14 protein-coding genes and 1 pseudogene are annotated in these 18011 nt (G+C 40.4%); 5 read left to right on the top strand and 10 right to left on the bottom strand.

The features are described from left to right. Positions 1-63: 63 nt before the first annotated feature. The 7 genes from P3L37_RS00430 to P3L37_RS00460 all read right to left on the bottom strand — a co-directional run bounded on the left by P3L37_RS00430 (position 64) and on the right by P3L37_RS00460 (position 6388). Entirely contained in the window at positions 64-975 is a 912-nt protein-coding gene (locus P3L37_RS00430; protein ID WP_004906598.1) for an SPOR domain-containing protein, read from the bottom strand. A 263-nt stretch (positions 976-1238) separates the two neighbouring features. After that, a complete protein-coding gene (aroB, locus tag P3L37_RS00435) occupies positions 1239-2327 on the bottom strand; it encodes a 3-dehydroquinate synthase (protein ID WP_004906595.1) in 1089 nt (362 codons plus the stop codon). A gap of 45 nt (positions 2328-2372) precedes the next feature. Further along, complete coding sequence (gene aroK / locus P3L37_RS00440; RefSeq protein ID WP_004906592.1) at positions 2373-2894, bottom strand: shikimate kinase AroK; 522 nt, start codon at positions 2892-2894, stop codon at positions 2373-2375. A gap of 507 nt (positions 2895-3401) precedes the next feature. After that, positions 3402-4466, bottom strand: a complete 1065-nt coding sequence (locus tag P3L37_RS00445; protein WP_231136994.1) for a transporter — start codon at positions 4464-4466, stop codon at positions 3402-3404. Then, the gene (locus tag P3L37_RS00450; RefSeq protein WP_109913173.1) at positions 4459-5007 is read right to left on the bottom strand and encodes a hypothetical protein; all 549 of its coding nucleotides are present in this window, start codon (positions 5005-5007) and stop codon (positions 4459-4461) included. Before P3L37_RS00450 ends, P3L37_RS00445 begins: the two co-directional genes overlap by 8 nt. After that, the gene (locus tag P3L37_RS00455) at positions 5000-5545 is read right to left on the bottom strand and encodes a PilN domain-containing protein (protein WP_109913172.1); all 546 of its coding nucleotides are present in this window, start codon (positions 5543-5545) and stop codon (positions 5000-5002) included. The genes P3L37_RS00450 and P3L37_RS00455 overlap by 8 nt, the downstream gene beginning before the upstream one ends. A gap of 3 nt (positions 5546-5548) precedes the next feature. Continuing rightward, the gene (locus tag P3L37_RS00460; RefSeq protein WP_109913171.1) at positions 5549-6388 is read right to left on the bottom strand and encodes a pilus assembly protein PilM; all 840 of its coding nucleotides are present in this window, start codon (positions 6386-6388) and stop codon (positions 5549-5551) included. A gap of 116 nt (positions 6389-6504) precedes the next feature. Here P3L37_RS00460 and mrcA point away from each other — a divergent pair, with 116 nt between their 5' ends. Further along, on the top strand, positions 6505-9021 hold the full coding sequence (gene mrcA / locus P3L37_RS00465) for a peptidoglycan glycosyltransferase/peptidoglycan DD-transpeptidase MrcA (protein WP_004906580.1): 2517 nt from the start codon (positions 6505-6507) through the stop codon (positions 9019-9021). Positions 9022-9177: 156 nt separating this feature from the next. On the opposite strand, the gene nudE is transcribed toward mrcA, so the two are convergent. Beyond that, entirely contained in the window at positions 9178-9729 is a 552-nt protein-coding gene (nudE, locus tag P3L37_RS00470; RefSeq protein WP_004906579.1) for an ADP compounds hydrolase NudE, read from the bottom strand. A 326-nt stretch (positions 9730-10055) separates the two neighbouring features. Between nudE and P3L37_RS00475 the strand changes: the two genes are divergently transcribed. The 4 genes and pseudogenes from P3L37_RS00475 to pckA all read left to right on the top strand — a co-directional run bounded on the left by P3L37_RS00475 (position 10056) and on the right by pckA (position 15358). Next, the gene (locus P3L37_RS00475) at positions 10056-12149 is read left to right on the top strand and encodes an IgaA/UmoB family intracellular growth attenuator (RefSeq protein WP_109913170.1); all 2094 of its coding nucleotides are present in this window, start codon (positions 10056-10058) and stop codon (positions 12147-12149) included. 64 nt (positions 12150-12213) lie between these two features. Further along, complete coding sequence (hslR, locus tag P3L37_RS00480; protein WP_198635203.1) at positions 12214-12624, top strand: ribosome-associated heat shock protein Hsp15; 411 nt, start codon at positions 12214-12216, stop codon at positions 12622-12624. A 39-nt stretch (positions 12625-12663) separates the two neighbouring features. Continuing rightward, the gene (hslO, locus tag P3L37_RS00485) at positions 12664-13536 is read left to right on the top strand and encodes an Hsp33 family molecular chaperone HslO (RefSeq protein ID WP_004263166.1); all 873 of its coding nucleotides are present in this window, start codon (positions 12664-12666) and stop codon (positions 13534-13536) included. Positions 13537-13739: 203 nt separating this feature from the next. Continuing rightward, a pseudogene (gene pckA / locus P3L37_RS00490) lies at positions 13740-15358 on the top strand (phosphoenolpyruvate carboxykinase (ATP)). A gap of 67 nt (positions 15359-15425) precedes the next feature. On the opposite strand, the gene P3L37_RS00495 reads toward pckA, so the two are convergent. Together P3L37_RS00495 and P3L37_RS00500 are read right to left on the bottom strand one after the other, a co-directional pair. Beyond that, positions 15426-16124, bottom strand: coding sequence for a pirin family protein (locus P3L37_RS00495; protein ID WP_109913168.1), 699 nt, complete (start codon positions 16122-16124; stop codon positions 15426-15428). Between the two features lie 496 nt (positions 16125-16620). After that, positions 16621-17823 (bottom strand): NAD(P)/FAD-dependent oxidoreductase, encoded by a 1203-nt coding sequence (locus tag P3L37_RS00500; RefSeq protein WP_109913167.1) that lies wholly within the window; start codon positions 17821-17823, stop codon positions 16621-16623. Between the last annotated feature and the right edge of the window lie 188 nt (positions 17824-18011).

Below are 18011 nucleotides of genomic sequence, written 5' to 3' on the forward strand. Positions count from 1 at the left end.
TCGTTTAGAGTACTAAATCTATACTCTGTCAGGACAACATAATGCGCCCGGGGAAAAACGTTGTTATTTTTGATCCTGTTTGACTTGTTTCATATTTCTAACCCACGGTTTTTTCGCTTGCACTGCAGCAGGTAAGGTTCCTATTGCATTTTTTGCGTCGGTCACTGAACTATAATTTCCGTGAATAAGAACATACCAGGTTTGCCCATTACGTATAGTTTTATAGACTTTGTAATTGGCCAGTTTGTTTTCTTTTGCAAAAGCTTCCAATGTATCAGAGCGGCTTGCGCTGCTGAGTTGTAATGTATAGCTACCAGCTGGTGCAGACATGATATTACTACCTTGGCTACTTGCTGTTGATGCAGGTTTCGCTGGCTGTTTAGTCTGCACAGGATGTTTTTGCTCAACGGGTTTTGCAGGTGTTTTTTCTGGTGTGACTGGTTTTACCACGGGTTGCTGTTCGACAGGTTTAACGGTTGGTGGTGTTAACTGTGTCGTATTTTGTGGTTGGTTAGTATTTGGTACAGAAACTTGGCCTTGATTTAAGGCATCAACGACATCACCAGGTATTTCGATACGCTCACCCAGACCATTTGGTTGAGTTTGAGGCTCTCCTTGGGTTGGTGTCGGTGTGATTTGTGAACCGGTAATTTCTTGCGGTTGCCCTGATAACGTTTGACCTTGTGAATTTGTCAACGATGAGGAGCCCGATAAGTCGATATTCTGTGAATTATTTGCACCCGTTGTTTGTTGCTTTTCATGCTCTGTAGGGGCCTTTAACGCTGAGCTGATAGCAATAATGAGCAGCAATAGAACCAGAACACCTACACCAATCATAATATGTTGGCGTGAGAGTGCAATTTTAGGTTTTGCAGTAGATGATGATTGGCGTGAGCGCCCTGTCGGTCTATCTGATGTATCTGGCCTAAGATCATTTTGACCTTGAGGCTGGTTATCTGGTTTAAATTCGTCCATTTTCCTCTCCCGAATAAAATTTGCCTATAGTAGAGATAAAATGTCTCTTATCAGTACAACCTCTTAACGACCAAGCAGGGCATCGCTGCTTATTTTAAAGCATATATCCTTTCGTAATACCACGCTAGCCAAAGTGGTATTGATAATACGCTTTTTCAGAGTTTCGTATATAGGCGTAGGCATACCGTATAATTTAACGACTTTAGCGAACATCTACCAGTAACATTTTAAAACGTCAGTAAAAATTCGGGTTTTTCTTCGTTTTATGACATACAGGATGATATTGCCGCAATGACAGTCTGCGTATCAACATCTGAACGCATTTCCGAATGGCCGATAGTGGTAGGCAAAATTAAATGTAGTTTTCCACCCATCACTTTTTTATCTCGCATCATATGTGGGAGATAATCATCGGGCTTCATTTGTGACGGGCCTGTGACGGGAAGTGATGCACGTTCTAAAAGAGTGACCACCCGCTGTGTTTGTTCAGGAGTAAATTGGCCAAGTAGCTCAGCTGTTTTTGCTGCCATAACCATGCCAGCCGCGACAGCTTCACCATGTAACCAGACGCCATAGCCCATATGCGCCTCGATAGCATGGCCAAAAGTATGGCCTAAGTTCAATAGTGCACGTAACCCACTAGTTTCTTTTTCGTCTGCCGCAACGACTTGTGCTTTTAATTCACAACAACGGCGAATACAGTAAGCCATCGCTTGGTCATCAAGAGCGACGAGAGCATCGATATTATCTTCTAGCCAGCTAAAAAACTCACTATCGAGGATAATGCCATATTTAATGACCTCAGCTAAACCAGAGGCGAGTTCTCTTGGGGGAAGTGTTTTTAAACAGTTGAGATCAATCACGACAGAAGCGGGTTGATAAAATGCACCGATCATATTTTTCCCTAATGGATGATTGACGGCAGTTTTACCACCGACAGAAGAGTCCACTTGAGATAATAAGGTCGTAGGAACTTGAATAAAACGCACTCCACGCTGATAACTTGCTGCTGCGAAACCGGTTAAGTCGCCAATGACTCCCCCACCAAGAGCGATGAGGGTGGTGTCACGGTTATGGTGTTTTTCAAGTAATGCGGTAAATACATCATTCATAATGAATAATGATTTGTATTGTTCGCCATCCGGTAGAATGATGGTATCAACTTTTACACCTGAAGATTCAAGAACATGCTTTATCTTATCAAGATAAATAGGGGCAAGAGTTTCATTTGTCACGACCATTGCTCGTTGACCTGCAGTTAATGGCCAAAATGCATCCGTTTGTTGATATAAGCCGGGTGCAATATTGATTGGATAACTACGTTCGTCTAGAGTGACGGTGACTTTTTCCATCTTGCTTTACCTTAAGTTCATTTTTGAAAATAACACCATGAATAATTAGTTTTTTTCTAATAGTTCAATGATTTGGCTGGCAACAACTTTAGCGCTTTGTTCATCAGTATGAATGGTAATATCAGCAATTTCTTCATACATCGGATTACGTTCGTCAGCCAGTTTCTCAAGAACTTCACGTGCAGGTTCGTCAACTTGTAGTAGTGGACGTTTTTTGTCACGCTGTGTACGAGATAATTGTTTCTCAATTGTGGTCTCAAGATAAACAACGACACCGCGAGCGGATAAGCGATTACGGGTCTCTTTGGACTTAACAGAGCCACCGCCTGTTGCTAAAACAATGCCTTGTTTCTCTGTAAGCTCATTGATGATTTTTTCTTCGCGATCGCGAAAGCCTTCTTCACCTTCAAGGTCGAATACCCAGCCTACATCTGCGCCAGTGCGTTTTTCTATCTCGTGATCAGAGTCGAAAAACTCCATATTAAGCTGTTGAGCCAACTGACGGCCAATAGTACTTTTGCCAGCACCCATTGGTCCAACCAGAAAGATATTGCGTTTCTCTGCCATGTTTTTTGGTATTACTACGATTATTCGTTAATGATTACCCGCCCCGCCAATCAGATTAGCGGCGGGACCTAAACTGAAACCTCATAAGTGATGATGTGAGATCAGATAAGAAAATTATCTCAATACATCAACCTGAATTGCAACTATATAAATATGGCACTAAGCAAGCAAAGTGCCATATTTAAAATTGCAGGTTTCTATATTTGAGCCGTCTATGTTGTCTAATACCTTGTTTATCATGGTTTTTAACAGTTTTTAGCTATTGGTATCAGCAAGTTATTTCTGTTAAGTGTAGAGCAACATTAATTGTGGCTGTTTTATAAGCGACTGACAGCTTGTTCTTTAATCTACGGATAGTTAGAACACTCAATGGATAACCTTGTATGCTAAAACGACGTCAGCGTCAAATTTATCCGGTAGGTTTATGGCATAAAAAATATTTTTTTTTGTCATCTTTGACTTATTGCTTATTCAACTATTTGAAGTATATGCGTTATTTTTTCTATATTAAATATTGATAAGTTTTGGTGTTATAAAAACGATAAGGACACGTTTATCTATATGCTCTGCCGTATTTGTGAATAATGTACCTAGAAAAGGAATGTGAGATAAAAAAGGTAACCCCGTCTCTGTTTTTTCTTGTTTTTGCTGAAAAATTCCCCCAAGGATAAGTGTTTCATTATTTTTGATAGTGACGGTCGTTGCGATTTCTTGCTTATTGATGGCCAAGTGATGATGTTGACTGCTAGTGAGTGCAGTATCAGGCGAGTTATGACTAATTTTTAGATTTAACTCAACTTTTTCATCACGCACAATAGCGGGAGTGACATCCATCCCGAGTACAGCATCTTTAAATTGTACGTGCGTTTTCTTTTCATTACTGGTGACGTAGGGGATCTCTGTACCTTGCTGAATACTTGCGGGTTGTTGGTGTGAAGCAACTAAACGAGGACTCGCAATAATAGAAAGCAAATTTTCTTTTTCTAATGCTTTAAGTTTCATTTCAAGTAAACCCTCTCCAAGGCTAAGAACATTGAAGGAAAATTGCCCGGATATTGAAGAGTAACGGTTGTAACGATGTAAATGATTAGCGCTCAGGTTTCCCCCTGCCATCATTCCCCATTCTAAACCCAATTCTTGTAATGCAGTTCGGCTGCTACTAATGATATGTGCGGTGATTTGCACTTGTTTATTTGGCATATCTTTATGTTTTATCCATTCATCAATCAGTGCTAATCGGTCTGGATCATCTTTAATAATGAGGCTGTTTGTCGTGATATCGTGATGGACAGATGCATTTTTTGATAATAACGACGTATCAGGGTGTTCTAATAGGAGACGAACCTCTTGAACATTGATTGAGACTAATTTAAATATTTTTTCGGCTTGTGGTGTTTTACTTGGCGCTATCGGCGCTATTGTAATCTCCGAAGTGGGCTGATTTTCTATTACTAAAGGTGGGGTAAGTGGTGCAAAGGGATCTCTAATTTCTTCGGCAGAGACTAAAAATGAAGATAAAAAGAGGAGTCCTCCAATAATTATCATGTGAATGTTAGTTAGTGAGCTATTCATTATGGTTATCATCCTTGATAGCAAGAGTGTTGTTGAAAAAAGAAAATGAGATGGTGGTAACAATAACTCCTTGTTTTAAATTTATTTTTATGTCATGAAAATGCCATCTCTGAGTTTGAGGAAGAGTAAGAAGTTGCTCTATAACGTAATAAATAGCAGCAAAATTGCCTTGGAACTCCATAAAATAGGTATTGATATCTGTGGGTTGCAATTGATTAAGTGTGACTGAAGAACGAGAAAGTAAAGTATTTAACTGTGTAAGTAATTCAAGAGGGGCTTCGTTAGTATCAACTGATTGTTTTAACAATTGAGCCTGCTTTTCTAGCTGTTGCAACGAAGGTGAGTGGCGGAGAGTTTTTGTTTCTTTTGCAATTGCTTCAGTTAAACTCAGGTTCTCAGTGGCTAATCCCATGATCTGATTTTGGTTTTCTTTCCAGTATAAAAAATACCCAGCAGTGATACAAAGAGCCATGAAGAAGCAAACCGGTAGCGTTTGTTGCCAAAAAGGGCGATACCAAAAAGAATGTGTAGATTCACTCATCGAACTCCCCTTGGTATTTAGCAGTTAGGTGTAAACGATTTAATTGATTCATTCGGCTGATTTTTTTCAATTGAATATCGCTCAAACCAGGGTGTTTTTTAAGCTGTAAGCCGAGTGAATTGATATCTTGAAAATCATAACTGTTAGCTTTGATCTCTATTTTGTTATCCATTAACTGTAGATTTGTGAGCCAACTTTTGGGCGGTGTTATAGTCGATAGATTTTGTAATAGCCTAAGTAAAAATTGATTATTTTCCATGATGCTATCTATCTGTCTTTTTTTGTTCATCAAACGGTTATTCTGTGCTTGTTGAGCCGTGATTTGTAATGTTAATTGCTGTATCTGTTCGTATTGCAGTTGGCTATTATGCTTTCTGTTTTTTAGGTCATTTATTTCAATTTGTTGAAATAAAAGTAAAAAAATACAAGCTATAATTACTGAACAGCAAACCACAAAACAAAAGAGTAAAAACTCTCGTATCTTCTTTTTTATTTGCTGTTGGCGCCAAGGAAGAAAATTAACTTGGTATAGTTCCATCAGTTAAATATCTCCATGACGCAAAGCAAGGCCGGCGGCAATCACAAAATCCCCCAATAATTGCGGTAATTTAATATTATGCTTTTGAAAAGCTTGACGTAATTCCCAATGATGAGCAACCTTAGCGGTGTGATGAATATGTTGATGATCTGTAATCAGGTAGATAGGCGAAGTAGGGGGAGTATCATCTCGATCAAGAAAGGGCAGCAAGTGGGAAAGTGTCGGTATGTCGGTATCTTGTAAATGGTTGTAATTCGCTGGTTGGCTAGTTGGCCCTGACCAAAGCCATTCACCTTGTCGGTAATGAATAACCCAACATTCATCGGGTAAACCCGCATTTCTTGCCACATAACGTAAAGCTATGGGGGCGACATCAATAGCAAGTAGGTTAAACCCGCTTTCTGTAAATAGATTTTGCCAAAAGGTAATATCTGACTGGCGAGCCCCATTAAAATAAACTTGTTGTTTGATGACGCGATAGTCGATAACCAGCTCTTGGGCGTGCATAGAAAAACGCTTTTCAGCTTGAGATTGTAAGTACCACCCTAATTCCGGTTGTGGCAATTTGATTTCACTGGGTAATGAAATTTGTTGTTTTATTGTACGAACGGCAGGTAATGCGAAGGATACTGAACACTTTTTAGGTAATTTCTGACGCCATTGTAATAAAATATCCAGTAAAATTTCATACTGCTGATGGCTAGAATTATCCGTTAATTCGAATGGTAATTGCTGCTGCCAACATTCACATAAATGCCAGTATTGTCTGCGCCGCTTTGCAGCGACTAGCTGGATTCTATCTCGATATAGGTCGATCCCAATGTTCCATTTTGATGTATACATAGTTAATTTCCTTATCATTAACAAATAAATTACGTTTTCTATTGTGCTGTATAAGCTTTATACTGTGTGTTAGTGATATCTAAACCCTCTTGTTAGCCGAGCATGGGAATTTTCCGGTGAAGTTCGTAAAATACTTTTTTATTCTTGTTTTCTGTTGCATTTTTTTGGGAACCGCCTCGATTTATGGCATGTATAAATATGTCGAAGGTGAGTTACCTGATGTCGCAACAATGAAAGACATTCGTCTGCAAATTCCAATGCAGGTATACAGTGCGGATAACGAATTGATTGCCCAATATGGGGAAAAACGTCGTATTCCTTTACCGCTGGCAGAAATTCCTCCTTTAATGATAAAAGCGTTTATTGCAACTGAAGATAGCCGTTTTTATGATCACCACGGGATTGACCCTATTGGTATTTTCCGTGCTGTTACTGTCATGGCATCATCTGGTCATGCTTCTCAGGGGGCCAGTACGATTACTCAGCAGCTCGCGAGAAACTTTTACTTAAGTCCTGAAAAAACCTTGATGCGTAAAGTTAAAGAGGCTTTTTTAGCTATTCGCATTGAGCAGCTTTTTACTAAAGATGAAATTATGGAGCTGTACCTGAATAAAATTTATTTAGGTAACCGTGCTTATGGCGTCGGGGCGGCTGCGTACGTTTATTTTGGTAAGACAGTAGATGAGTTGACGCTTAGTGAAATCGCGATGATTGCGGGTTTGCCAAAAGCGCCTTCTACATTTAACCCGCTGTATTCTTATGACCGTGCTGTAAGTCGTCGTAATGTGGTTCTTTCTCGTATGTTTGAGGAGAAATACATTACTCAAGACCAGTATGAACAAGCAAAAAATGAAAAAATAGTTGCTTCATATCATGCGCCGAAAATCGATTTTTCTGCGCCGTATTTAGCCGAAATGGCGCGTCAAACCTTGTTTGATAAATATGGTGAAGATGCCTATACCGATGGGTATAAAGTTTACACTACGGTGATCCGCAAAGATCAGGAAGCAGCAACAACTGCAGTTCGTAATAATTTGATCGACTACGATACTCGTCATGGCTATCGCGGTCCTGCCGAAGTTTTATGGAAACAGAATGAAACGGCTTGGACAGCAGAGCAGATTGTTGAAAAATTGAAGAAAATGCCTGTTTATGGGCCATTAATGCCTGCCGTCGTAACATCTGCAACGGCTTCAGAAGCACAAGTGATGTTAGCTGATGGCTCGCAAATCCCAATTACGATGACCGGGGTGCGTTGGGCACGTAAATTTATTTCAGATACTCAGCAAGGCGCCACGCCAAGAGCCGTAAATGCAGTGATGCAAGTGGGTGAGCAAATTTGGGTTCGAAAAGTTAAAGATAACTGGTGGTTAGGGCAAGTGCCTGATGTAAATGCTGCCTTTGTTGCTTTGAATCCGAATGACGGTGCAATTATTGCGCTTGTTGGTGGGTTTGACTTCAATATGAGTGAGTTTAACCGGGTTACTCAATCATTACGCCAAGTTGGTTCGAATATTAAACCTTTCTTGTATACCGCTGCGATGGATAAAGGCCTGACATTATCATCATTACTTAATGATGTGCCGATTAGCCGTTGGGATGCGGGCGCAGGTTCTGATTGGCGTCCTAAGAATTCACCACCTCGATATGATGGGCCTATTCGTTTGCGTCAAGGTTTAGGCCAATCAAAAAACGTTGTGATGGTTCGCGCAATGAGAGCCATGGGTGTGGACTACGCCGCTGATTATTTGACTCGCTTTGGTTTCCCAGCGGAAAATATTAACCGTACAGAGGCGTTAGCGCTAGGTGCGCCATCATTTACACCAATGCAAATGGTTCGTGGATATGCCGTCATGGTCAATGGTGGGTATTTGATTGACCCATACTACATTTCGAAGATCGAAAATCATAATGATGAGGTTATTTTCGAAGCTAATCCTAAAATAGCATGCCCTGATTGTACGAATATTCCTGTGATTTATGGGGATACTGAACGCACTATTGCGAGTAAAGGTATAGATGATGAATCTACCGAAGAAGTGACGCAATCGGATGATAATACCGTCATACAAGAGCCAACAATGGAATTAACAACGGCATCTAACCTAGACGGGAACGCCGGTGATCAATATGCACCTCATGTGATTAATACTCCTCTCGCATTCTTAATTAGGGATGCGATGATGACTAATATCTATGGCGAGCCTGGTTGGTCTGGTACAGGTTGGCGTGCAGCGAGAGACTTAGGTGGCCGGCGTGATATTGGTGGAAAAACAGGAACAACGAATAGCTCGAAGGATGCTTGGTTCTCTGGCTATGGTCCAGATGTTGTGGCTTCAGCATGGATAGGTTTCGATGACAATAGGCGCACACTAGGTCGTGGTGAAGCGGGTGCTAAAAGTGCACAGCCTATGTGGGATGACTTTATGAAGTCTATTTTGGATGGAGTGCCTGTGAAAACAATGAAGCCACCTAAAGGGGTTATTTCTGTATCCATTGATAGCCGGACAGGTAAGTTAGGTTCTTCCCGTCGTGAGTATTTTATTGAAGGAACAGAACCGAAAGAACATGCAGTACAAGAGGTAGGCACGACAATTTCTACGGAAGGTGGGGCTAGCCAAGAGCTATTTTAAAATTATTGTTGGCTAAACTCTCTCAATTAGCACCCCATTGTTGATTTAAAACATGGGGTGTTTTCTATAGAGACATTTAATATATCAGGCGATTATGTGCCAATATTAATAATTGGTTATGGAAATCACATACAGCTGATACAATAATAAGTGTTTTTACTTACTACTTTTTAAGTAACGTTCTAGATAGAAAAGTGCGCTAATATTCCGAGCTTCGTTGAAATCAGGATGTTCCAGTAATTCCATCATTCGAGATATTGGCCATAGCTCTTGTTGTAGTGGTTCTGGCTCATCTCCTTCGAGTTTTTCGCTGTATAAGTCTTGAGCGATAAGAATGTTCATTTTACTTGAGAAGTATGATGGTGACATCGTAAGTTTGGCGAGCTGAACAATGTGATTAGCGCCATAACCTATTTCTTCTTTGAGTTCACGTTGGGCTGCTTCAATGGCGATTTCGCCGGGGTCGATAGCACCTTTGGGAAAGCCTAATTCATAGCTTTCAATCCCGACAGCGTATTCGCGAATGAGGATGAGGTTATCACCCATGATAGGAACAATAAGAACCGCTTCACGTTTTGCGGGCCGCATTCTTTCATAGACTCGTTTTTCGCCATTACTAAATTCGAGATCAACTGATTGAATGCTGAATAATTTTGATTGAGCAACATCTTGAATATTCAAGATTTTTGGTTTTTTTAACTCTGTCATAACGATTTCCGAACAGGATGAGTGAAATCTATTGCTAAAAGCATATTTCATTGATTTACGAGACGCGTTGTACTTAGTACTGCCCGTATTTTGAAATCACCGTACAACTATGACCTATATCAAAATAAAATGATAGATATTATCGAGTCGATAAAATGCTGTTAGTATAATCGTCGTTCAAAAATAGCACGGATGAATAAATAAAAAATTTTTTTACAAGATGTTGTAATTTAAAATAAAAATACTAAATAGAATAGGAATTGGCTTATTTTTAGAAAGCCTGATGGTTGATATGCTTTTCTTATTCATTTTTCATTGGGGAAACAATGCTGAACCATGTCATTATAACGGCTATAATTGTTATTAGCCTGACTATAATGGCTTCCTTCCTATATTTTAGGCGGGGGCGGCGTTCTGGCGTCTATCAAATACCCTCTGTAGCGTCACCATCATTTAGAAAAATGATTGATTCAGATTACCAAACCATCTCTCAGTATTTAAATTATTGCTCTGCTGTATCAATAAATTCTTCTCAACATCCATGGCAAATCAAAAAAAATTCAACAATAGCAACAATTTGCCATTCATTAACGCGTTTTAATTTGCGCCAAGAGCAGGGAAATAGCTGGCGTTATTTTATTGATACCATTGAAGTTCAGCTCCCTTCACAGCTTGAACCGTTTTTGCAGCGCCAAAATGTCATGGAGATAGTCGAAACAGATCATTTACCATTGATTATTTCAATGAATAGTCACTCATTGAAAGATTTTAGTAGTGAATGGCAAACTGGCGTGCCACTCGATTCAATATTGCCTGATGCTGCAATTCAAGAACGTGGCCAACATAGCATTGAACGATTAAAAGTGCGTAAAGAGACGATAGAAGAGCATAGATTACACCATTCTACGGGCTGGCTTGGCGCTGCGATCATTTGCCTGAGTTTTTTATTTGGTTATTTAACCCTCGTTTCAATCCCGTTATTACAGGAATCGGGGTTAGTGATTTCAATGATTACGTTTGTCATTGGGTTACTTGTTCTTTTTCGCTCTAGGATGTTTCCTCGAAAATACCAAGATATTCAATGTATTCATGGTCAGCCAAAGCGTTGGGAACTTTATGGAGAGCTTGATAAAAAATACTCAACAAATACCTCTATTGCGGGGATTGATTTGCATTACCCCAGTCATTGGGGAAATTATTTAAAATACGAAGAAAACCAAGCCGTTAATATTGATTTTTATGCAACGGGTGAGGTAGTTAGACACGGTAAATACCTTTCGTTGCATGAAGAAGAACGTTATTACCCATATAAACGGTTCAAGAAGAATGTATTGATGTTAGTTGGGGCATTATTAACGATGTCTCTGATATTTGCATATCAACCGATGGGGCTGCCGATAAAACTGGGTTTTGCTTGGTTAGGTGGTACAGAGAAAATCACGGTTGAAAACCCTAATGATCTCGTTGCTCGTCAGCTTAAAGTTGGGGATACATTAGTTGCCCAAGGTAAAGGGATGTGTTACCGCCCACCGAATTTGAATAAAGAAAACCAAGCTCAATTTGTACCGTTTGATTGCTCTGGTATTTATTGGAATGATGTTAGTTTACTGACTGAACCTCAATCAGAGGTTGTCGAACGTTCAATATCATTGCTTGATACTGTCAAAAGCCAATTACATCCAGACAAAAACTCAGTCGGGGTTAATCCAAGGTTACAGCGCGATATTATGAAATCTGGGATGAATATCATCTTTGATTTTTCGGCTATTATTATGGGAACAGAACAACTGTGCCATAATTCGGATAACTGCTTAAAATTAAAAAATGCACTGACTAACTTAGGAAGTACAGAGGATTGGCCTACATTAGTAAAGAAAGCATCCACAGGAAAATTAAAAGGGGCTCATGTTTTATTGCGTGCGGGTAGCGCAGAGGCCTTGGAAAACATCGTGGAAGACACCATATATGATTTTATCAGGACAGAAATAGACAGAGAAGTGCGTAAAATTAATAGTCCGCCTCCTGGAGGTGTTTTATTAATTAGTGATGAAAATAAGCCTTTAGTCGATTCGATACCGGGAGCTTCTTTTAATGAGTCATCGCCATTACAGCGTTGGCAAGAATTGCAAAGGTTATCAAATCTTCTAATCAATACACCGTTCAATATTGAAGGGGTCATTACGAGTTTATCAGTAGATGCTAATGGCACATTGCAAATTGTGTTGCATGAAGAGCCCAATGCAAAAGTGGTATCTCAGTATATACGTAGTGCGATTTTTATCCTGTTTTTGTTAGTGTGTGCTTTGTTAAATGGTTCGTTGATTGTGCTACGTGTTTTGAATAATAAGAAGCGTTTGCGTAATATCACAGAATATTATGATAAATGCTTTGAGGCTAATCCCCCTTCCTATCGTCGATAGTATCATCCCGAAAATAGAGGGAGCCTCTTCTTAGTTTGATTCAGACTTATGTTGAGGAGGCACCATGAATCAATCCACTATAGAATCTGTTCGCCTTGATAAATGGCTGTGGGCTGCGCGATTTTATAAAACGCGTGCAGTCGCCCGTGAAATGATTGAAGGTGGTAAAGTTCATTATAATGGGCAAAGAACTAAGCCCGGGAAGATTGTTGAGCTACACGGAATCGTTAAGCTTCGGCAAGGTAATGATGAACGGACGGTTGAAATCATGCAAATTAGTAGCCAGCGTAAAGGCGCGCCGGAAGCACAGTTACTGTACTGTGAAACCGTAGAAAGTATTGAACAACGAGAGAAAATGGCACAAGCGCGTAAGATGAATGCACTTACGATGCCGCATCCAGAGCGACGTCCAGATAAGAAAGAACGGCGTACTCTATTAAAGTTTAAACAAACAAATTCTCATGAGTCGTCTTGATGACGGCCTGAGCAACAGCCCGAGCAATAGAGAGATATTATGGCAAACCAAGACTTACTCCACCGTTTTTTATTTGAGCAACATTCCGTTCGTGGGGAAATGATCAGTGTTGATGAAACCTTTGAACATATTTTAGAAAACCATGACTACCCAACAGCGGTGAAAGGTTTGTTAGGTGAGTTACTTGTTGCTACCAGTTTATTGACGGCAACGTTGAAGTTTGATGGTGATATTACTGTCCAAATTCAAGGGGATGGGCCGGTTAATCTGGCGGTTATCAACGGTAATAATTTACAACAGATGCGTGGTGTTGCACGTGTAGATGGCCCTGTTGTGGCTGGTAGCACTCTGAAGCAGATGATTGGTAATGGTTTTATGGTGATTACCATCACACCGAATCAAGGTGAACGTTATCAAGGAATTGTGGCGATCGAAGGGGATTCTATTGAAGAAAGCATTGATGCCTATTTCCGCCAGTCAGAGCAATTGCCAACCCGTTTATTCATTCGTGTGGGTGAAGTAGATGGGAAACCAAGTGCAGGTGGCATGTTGTTGCAAGTTTTACCAGCGGCAAATGAAACAAGCCATGATTTCTTTGACCACTTAGTGCAACTGACAGCCACAATTAAAGGCCAAGAGCTGAGCACATTGGATGTGAAAGAGGTTTTACATCGTCTTTATCATGAAGAAGATGTCACGTTATATGACCCACAATCTGTCGAGTTTCGTTGTACTTGTTCAAGGGAGCGTTGCGAAAGTACATTAGCGACGTTACCGAAGGAAGATGTTATCGATATTTTACACAAAGATGGAAAAATTGATATGGAGTGTGAATTTTGTGGCTCACATTACGTATTTATTGAATCCGATCTTCAAGGGTTAAATAATGAGCTAAATCAGCAACTTCACTGATACGATTTAGCAACCTAATTATGTGACAAGGGTGCAATTCTGCACCCTTTTTTTATAATTTTAAAGCATTATTACGTGCTCTAAGTCTCATTATGAATTAAAAAAAATTATACATTTTCAATTCTTTGATAGCAATCGCTGTTAATTAGTCGTAAAGAATTATGATCATCCGCAGATTAATTATGTTTACCAGGAGCAATATAATGAGCGCTAAAAGCATTACCCTGAAGGAACTTGAAAAGTACGGTATTCATGATGTAGCTGAAGTGGTTTATAACCCAAGTTACGAGCTATTATTCACGGAAGAAACTAAGCCAGGACTTGAAGGTTATGAGCGTGGAACAGTAACCACTTTAGGTGCGGTTGCGGTTGATACAGGTATCTTTACTGGTCGTTCACCAAAAGATAAATATATTGTACGTGATGACGTGACTCGCGATACAGTTTGGTGGGCAGACCAAGGTAAAGGTAAAAACGACAACAAACCGATGTCACAAGAAGTTTGGGCGGATCTCAAACATTTAGTGACTGAACAACTGTCTGGTAAACGTTTGTTTATCATTGATGCATTCTGTGGTGCGAACGCCGACACTCGTCTAAAAGTACGTTTCATCACTGAAGTTGCATGGCAGGCGCATTTCGTTAAAAACATGTTCATTCGCCCATCAGATGAAGAGCTAGTGGGCTTCGAACCTGATTTCATCGTCATGAACGGCGCGAAATGTACTAACCCGAATTGGGAAGCACAAGGTTTGAATTCAGAAAACTTTGTTGCGTTCAACTTAACAGAGCGCATGCAACTGATCGGTGGCTCTTGGTATGGTGGCGAAATGAAGAAAGGTATGTTCTCTATGATGAACTACCTGCTGCCATTAAAAGGCATTGCATCTATGCACTGTTCTGCTAACGTCGGCGAAAAAGGCGATGTCGCCATTTTCTTTGGTTTATCTGGAACAGGTAAAACCACACTTTCTACCGATCCAAAACGTAAGTTAATTGGTGACGATGAACACGGTTGGGATGATGACGCGTATTCAACTTTGAAGGCGGTTGCTACGCAAAAACGATCAACTTATCTAAAGAAGCTGAGCCAGACATCTATGGCGCTATCAAACGTGATGCGTTATTGGAAAACGTGATGGTGTTGGCAGATGGTACTGTTGATTTCAATGATGGTTCAAAAACGGAAAATACCCGTGTTTCTTATCCAATCTACCACATTGACAACATTGTAAAACCTGTTTCTAAAGCGGGCCATGCAACAAAAGTTATCTTCTTAACCGCAGATGCATTTGGTGTGTTGCCACCTGTTTCTCGTTTAACGCCTGAACAAACGCAGTACCACTTCCTATCAGGCTTTACCGCGAAATTAGCAGGGACAGAGCGTGGTGTGACGGAACCGACTCCGACATTCTCTGCATGTTTTGGCGCTGCATTCTTATCATTGCACCCAACACAATACGCTGAAGTATTAGTTAAACGTATGGAAGCGGCTGGCGCGAAAGCTTACTTAGTGAATACAGGCTGGAACGGTACAGGCAAACGTATCTCCATCAAAGATACTCGTGCCATCATCGATGCTATTTTAAGTGGTGATATCGAAAAAGCGGACATGATTAAACTGCCTGTGTTCGATTTAGAAGTCCCAACAGCATTACCGGGTGTGGATACCAATATCCTTGACCCACGTAATACTTATGCAGACAAAGCGCAGTGGGATGAAAAAGCGCAAGACTTAGCAGAACGTTTCGTGAATAACTTTGATAAGTACACGGACACGCCAGCAGGTGCTGCACTGGTGAAAGCCGGGCCAAAACTGTAATTAGTTTTGTGAATCAATAAATAATAAAGGCTCTACCAATGTAGAGCCTTTTTTGTTGTGAAAATGATTATTCTGCGGATGGTAAGTCAAACAACAGGATTTCACTATCTTCACTTGCTTTGATGGTGAGTGCTGTTTCTTGCCAAATAGCTAAACCATCGCTGGTGGTTGCTTTTTGGCCATTGATTTCCACATTCCCTTTGACGACTTGAATCCATACAACTCGCTTATCAGCGACCGCATGAGTGTGTGTTTCATTTGCAGGTAATGCCCAGCGCCACAGTTCCATATCTTGATAAACTTTTAATGAGCCATCACGTGCATCCGGTGATAGCACCAATTGCTTGCCATCTTTGGAATCGAACCGTTTTTGCTCATAACGTGGCTCAATACCCGTTCTCTCAGGAATGATCCAAATTTGGTACAGGTGTAGCTCTTCTTCATTGCTTGGGTTGTATTCAGAATGACGAATACCCGTACCTGCACTCATAATTTGGAATTCACCCGCAGGGATTTGCTCCATATTGCCCATGCTGTCTTTATGTTCGACAGTCCCATTGAGCACATAGGTCAATATTTCCATATCTTTATGGGGGTGGGTTCCAAACCCTTGGCCCGCAGCAATAAAGTCTTCGTTAATCACTCTCAGTGCAGAAAAGCCCATAAATTGCTCATCATAGTAGCTAGAGAATGAAAAAGTATGCCAACTGTCGAGCCATCCATGGTTTGCATGACCACGTTCGTTTGCTTTGCGTAAATAAATCATCGTGTTCTCTCCTGTACGGATTTCAACCTTGGTTGAACTCGCTCTAAATGTGTTGATGACAGTTTAACCAATTTATACGCAGAGAAAAGTAGCTCCCATTAACCATAGGATCCAAAAAATTTGAATAAGATACGCAGTGATTGCAGAGAATTGTGGTGTGGATAAAAAAATAGCCAGCGCAAGGCTGGCTAAAGTAAACACTGGAAGCAATGTGAGCAATGTCGTACCCCCTGCAAAAGGGTGACTAAGTAACCCTATCGAGGAAGTGATGATAATGATAATAGTTATCACTATCGTTTGTAAAGCATTATTTTTAACCAAAATAATATATCTTATAATTAAAACTGCAATTATATGATTTATATGAAATTAAATATTAACCATTATTTTTCAATGGATTAAGATTTTCTGGGCATCAATACAGGAGGATACTCCTAACAGAACAATTCCGTTAAGCGTCGAGTTAAGACTGAGTATGTTTCCAGTCTTTTTCCTATTATTCAGTGAAAGGGAGAGGCAAGTTTTCCGCACATGCAGCCGCGGAACTCCATGCCCATTGAAAATTATAACCTCCGAGCCAGCCAGTTACATCCATCACCTCACCAATAAAGTACAGGCCAGACACTTTAAGCGATTGCATGGTTTTAGACGATATTTCGTGAGTATCAACGCCACCTAATGTTACTTCAGCTGTGCGGTACCCTTCCGTTCCATTAGGTTGTACCTGCCATTGGTGTAATGTGGTGTGCAACGCTTCAATTTGAGGATGGTTAAGCTGTTTTAGCGCACATTCAGGGATTTGCCCTTGAGCTTGTAATATCTCAATTAGCCGTTTAGGTAGTATTTTTGCTAAGGTATTTTTCAACGATTGATTTGGGTGCTGGTGTTTCTCTGAAGCGATAAAATCATTTACGGCAATATCGGGAAGTAAGTTAATACTTACGTACTCACCAGGGTTCCAGTAGCTGGATATTTGCAAAATGGCTGGACCAGAAAGCCCCCGATGGGTGAATAAAATATTTTCTTTAAATACGGTGCCATTTGCTGCTGTTACCGTTGCAGGGACAGAGATGCCTGAAAGTACCTGCAATGTTTCTAAAAGGGGTTTATGTAAAGTGAAGGGCACCAGTGCTGCTCGTGTTGGAATAATAGTATGCCCAAACTGTTCCGCAAGGCGATAGCCAAAGGGGGTTGCACCTAAACCAGGCATCGATAAGCCGCCGGTTGCAACGACAAGTGAGTGGGTACTTACTTGAGAGCCGTTAATCGTGACTAAAAAACCATCATCTATTTTGTCAACGGCAGTGACCTCACTACGTAACTTAATAGTGATATTAGGTAGGTTACACTCACTTTGCAGCATATCGACGATATCTTGTGCGCTATTATCACAAAAAAGCTGCCCTAAGGTTTTTTCATGATAAGGGATATTATATTTAGCGACTAAGGCAATAAAATCCCACTGTGTATAGCGAGCAAGTGCTGACTTACAAAAGTGCGGGTTCGTAGAAATGTAATTACTGTGCTCTGTATACATATTAGTGAAATTGCAGCGTCCGCCACCGGACATCAATATTTTCCTGCCTAATTTTTTCCCGTTATCAACCACTAGCGTTTTCAAACCGCGTTTGCCAGAGTGTGAGGCACAAAATAAACCTGCTGCGCCAGCACCTAAAATAATAACGTCGAAATTTTTCACAATAAGTGTCTCTATATATGTTTGATTTTAAGCATAATTACATTGATAACTGGGATATTTTACGTCATCTCATCGAGATTGTAATGTAAAGCTTTGAGGAAGAACTGATGAAAACTATACAGGACGTATTATAATTAGAGAAATTCGTCTAAAAAAAGCAAACAACGATTATTTTCTGGAAATATCGT

The organism is Providencia sp. PROV114 (assembly GCF_032704305.1).
In the GTDB taxonomy this organism is placed as follows: Bacteria; Pseudomonadota; Gammaproteobacteria; order Enterobacterales; family Enterobacteriaceae; genus Providencia; species Providencia rettgeri.

Bases quoted from the DNA above. Each gene is read 5' to 3' on its own strand.
- P3L37_RS00430 (WP_004906598.1), bottom strand. From the start codon at position 975: ATGGACGAATTTAAACCAGATAACCAGCCTCAAGGTCAAAATGATCTT.
- aroB (WP_004906595.1), bottom strand. From the start codon at position 2,327: ATGGAAAAAGTCACCGTCACTCTAGACGAACGTAGTTATCCAATCAAT.
- aroK (WP_004906592.1), bottom strand. From the start codon at position 2,894: ATGGCAGAGAAACGCAATATCTTTCTGGTTGGACCAATGGGTGCTGGC.
- P3L37_RS00445 (WP_231136994.1), bottom strand. From the start codon at position 4,466: ATGAATAGCTCACTAACTAACATTCACATGATAATTATTGGAGGACTC.
- P3L37_RS00450 (WP_109913173.1), bottom strand. From the start codon at position 5,007: ATGAGTGAATCTACACATTCTTTTTGGTATCGCCCTTTTTGGCAACAA.
- P3L37_RS00455 (WP_109913172.1), bottom strand. From the start codon at position 5,545: ATGGAACTATACCAAGTTAATTTTCTTCCTTGGCGCCAACAGCAAATA.
- P3L37_RS00460 (WP_109913171.1), bottom strand. From the start codon at position 6,388: ATGTATACATCAAAATGGAACATTGGGATCGACCTATATCGAGATAGA.
- nudE (WP_004906579.1), bottom strand. From the start codon at position 9,729: ATGACAGAGTTAAAAAAACCAAAAATCTTGAATATTCAAGATGTTGCT.
- P3L37_RS00475 (WP_109913170.1), top strand. From the start codon at position 10,056: ATGCTGAACCATGTCATTATAACGGCTATAATTGTTATTAGCCTGACT.
- hslR (WP_198635203.1), top strand. From the start codon at position 12,214: ATGAATCAATCCACTATAGAATCTGTTCGCCTTGATAAATGGCTGTGG.
- hslO (WP_004263166.1), top strand. From the start codon at position 12,664: ATGGCAAACCAAGACTTACTCCACCGTTTTTTATTTGAGCAACATTCC.
- P3L37_RS00495 (WP_109913168.1), bottom strand. From the start codon at position 16,124: ATGATTTATTTACGCAAAGCAAACGAACGTGGTCATGCAAACCATGGA.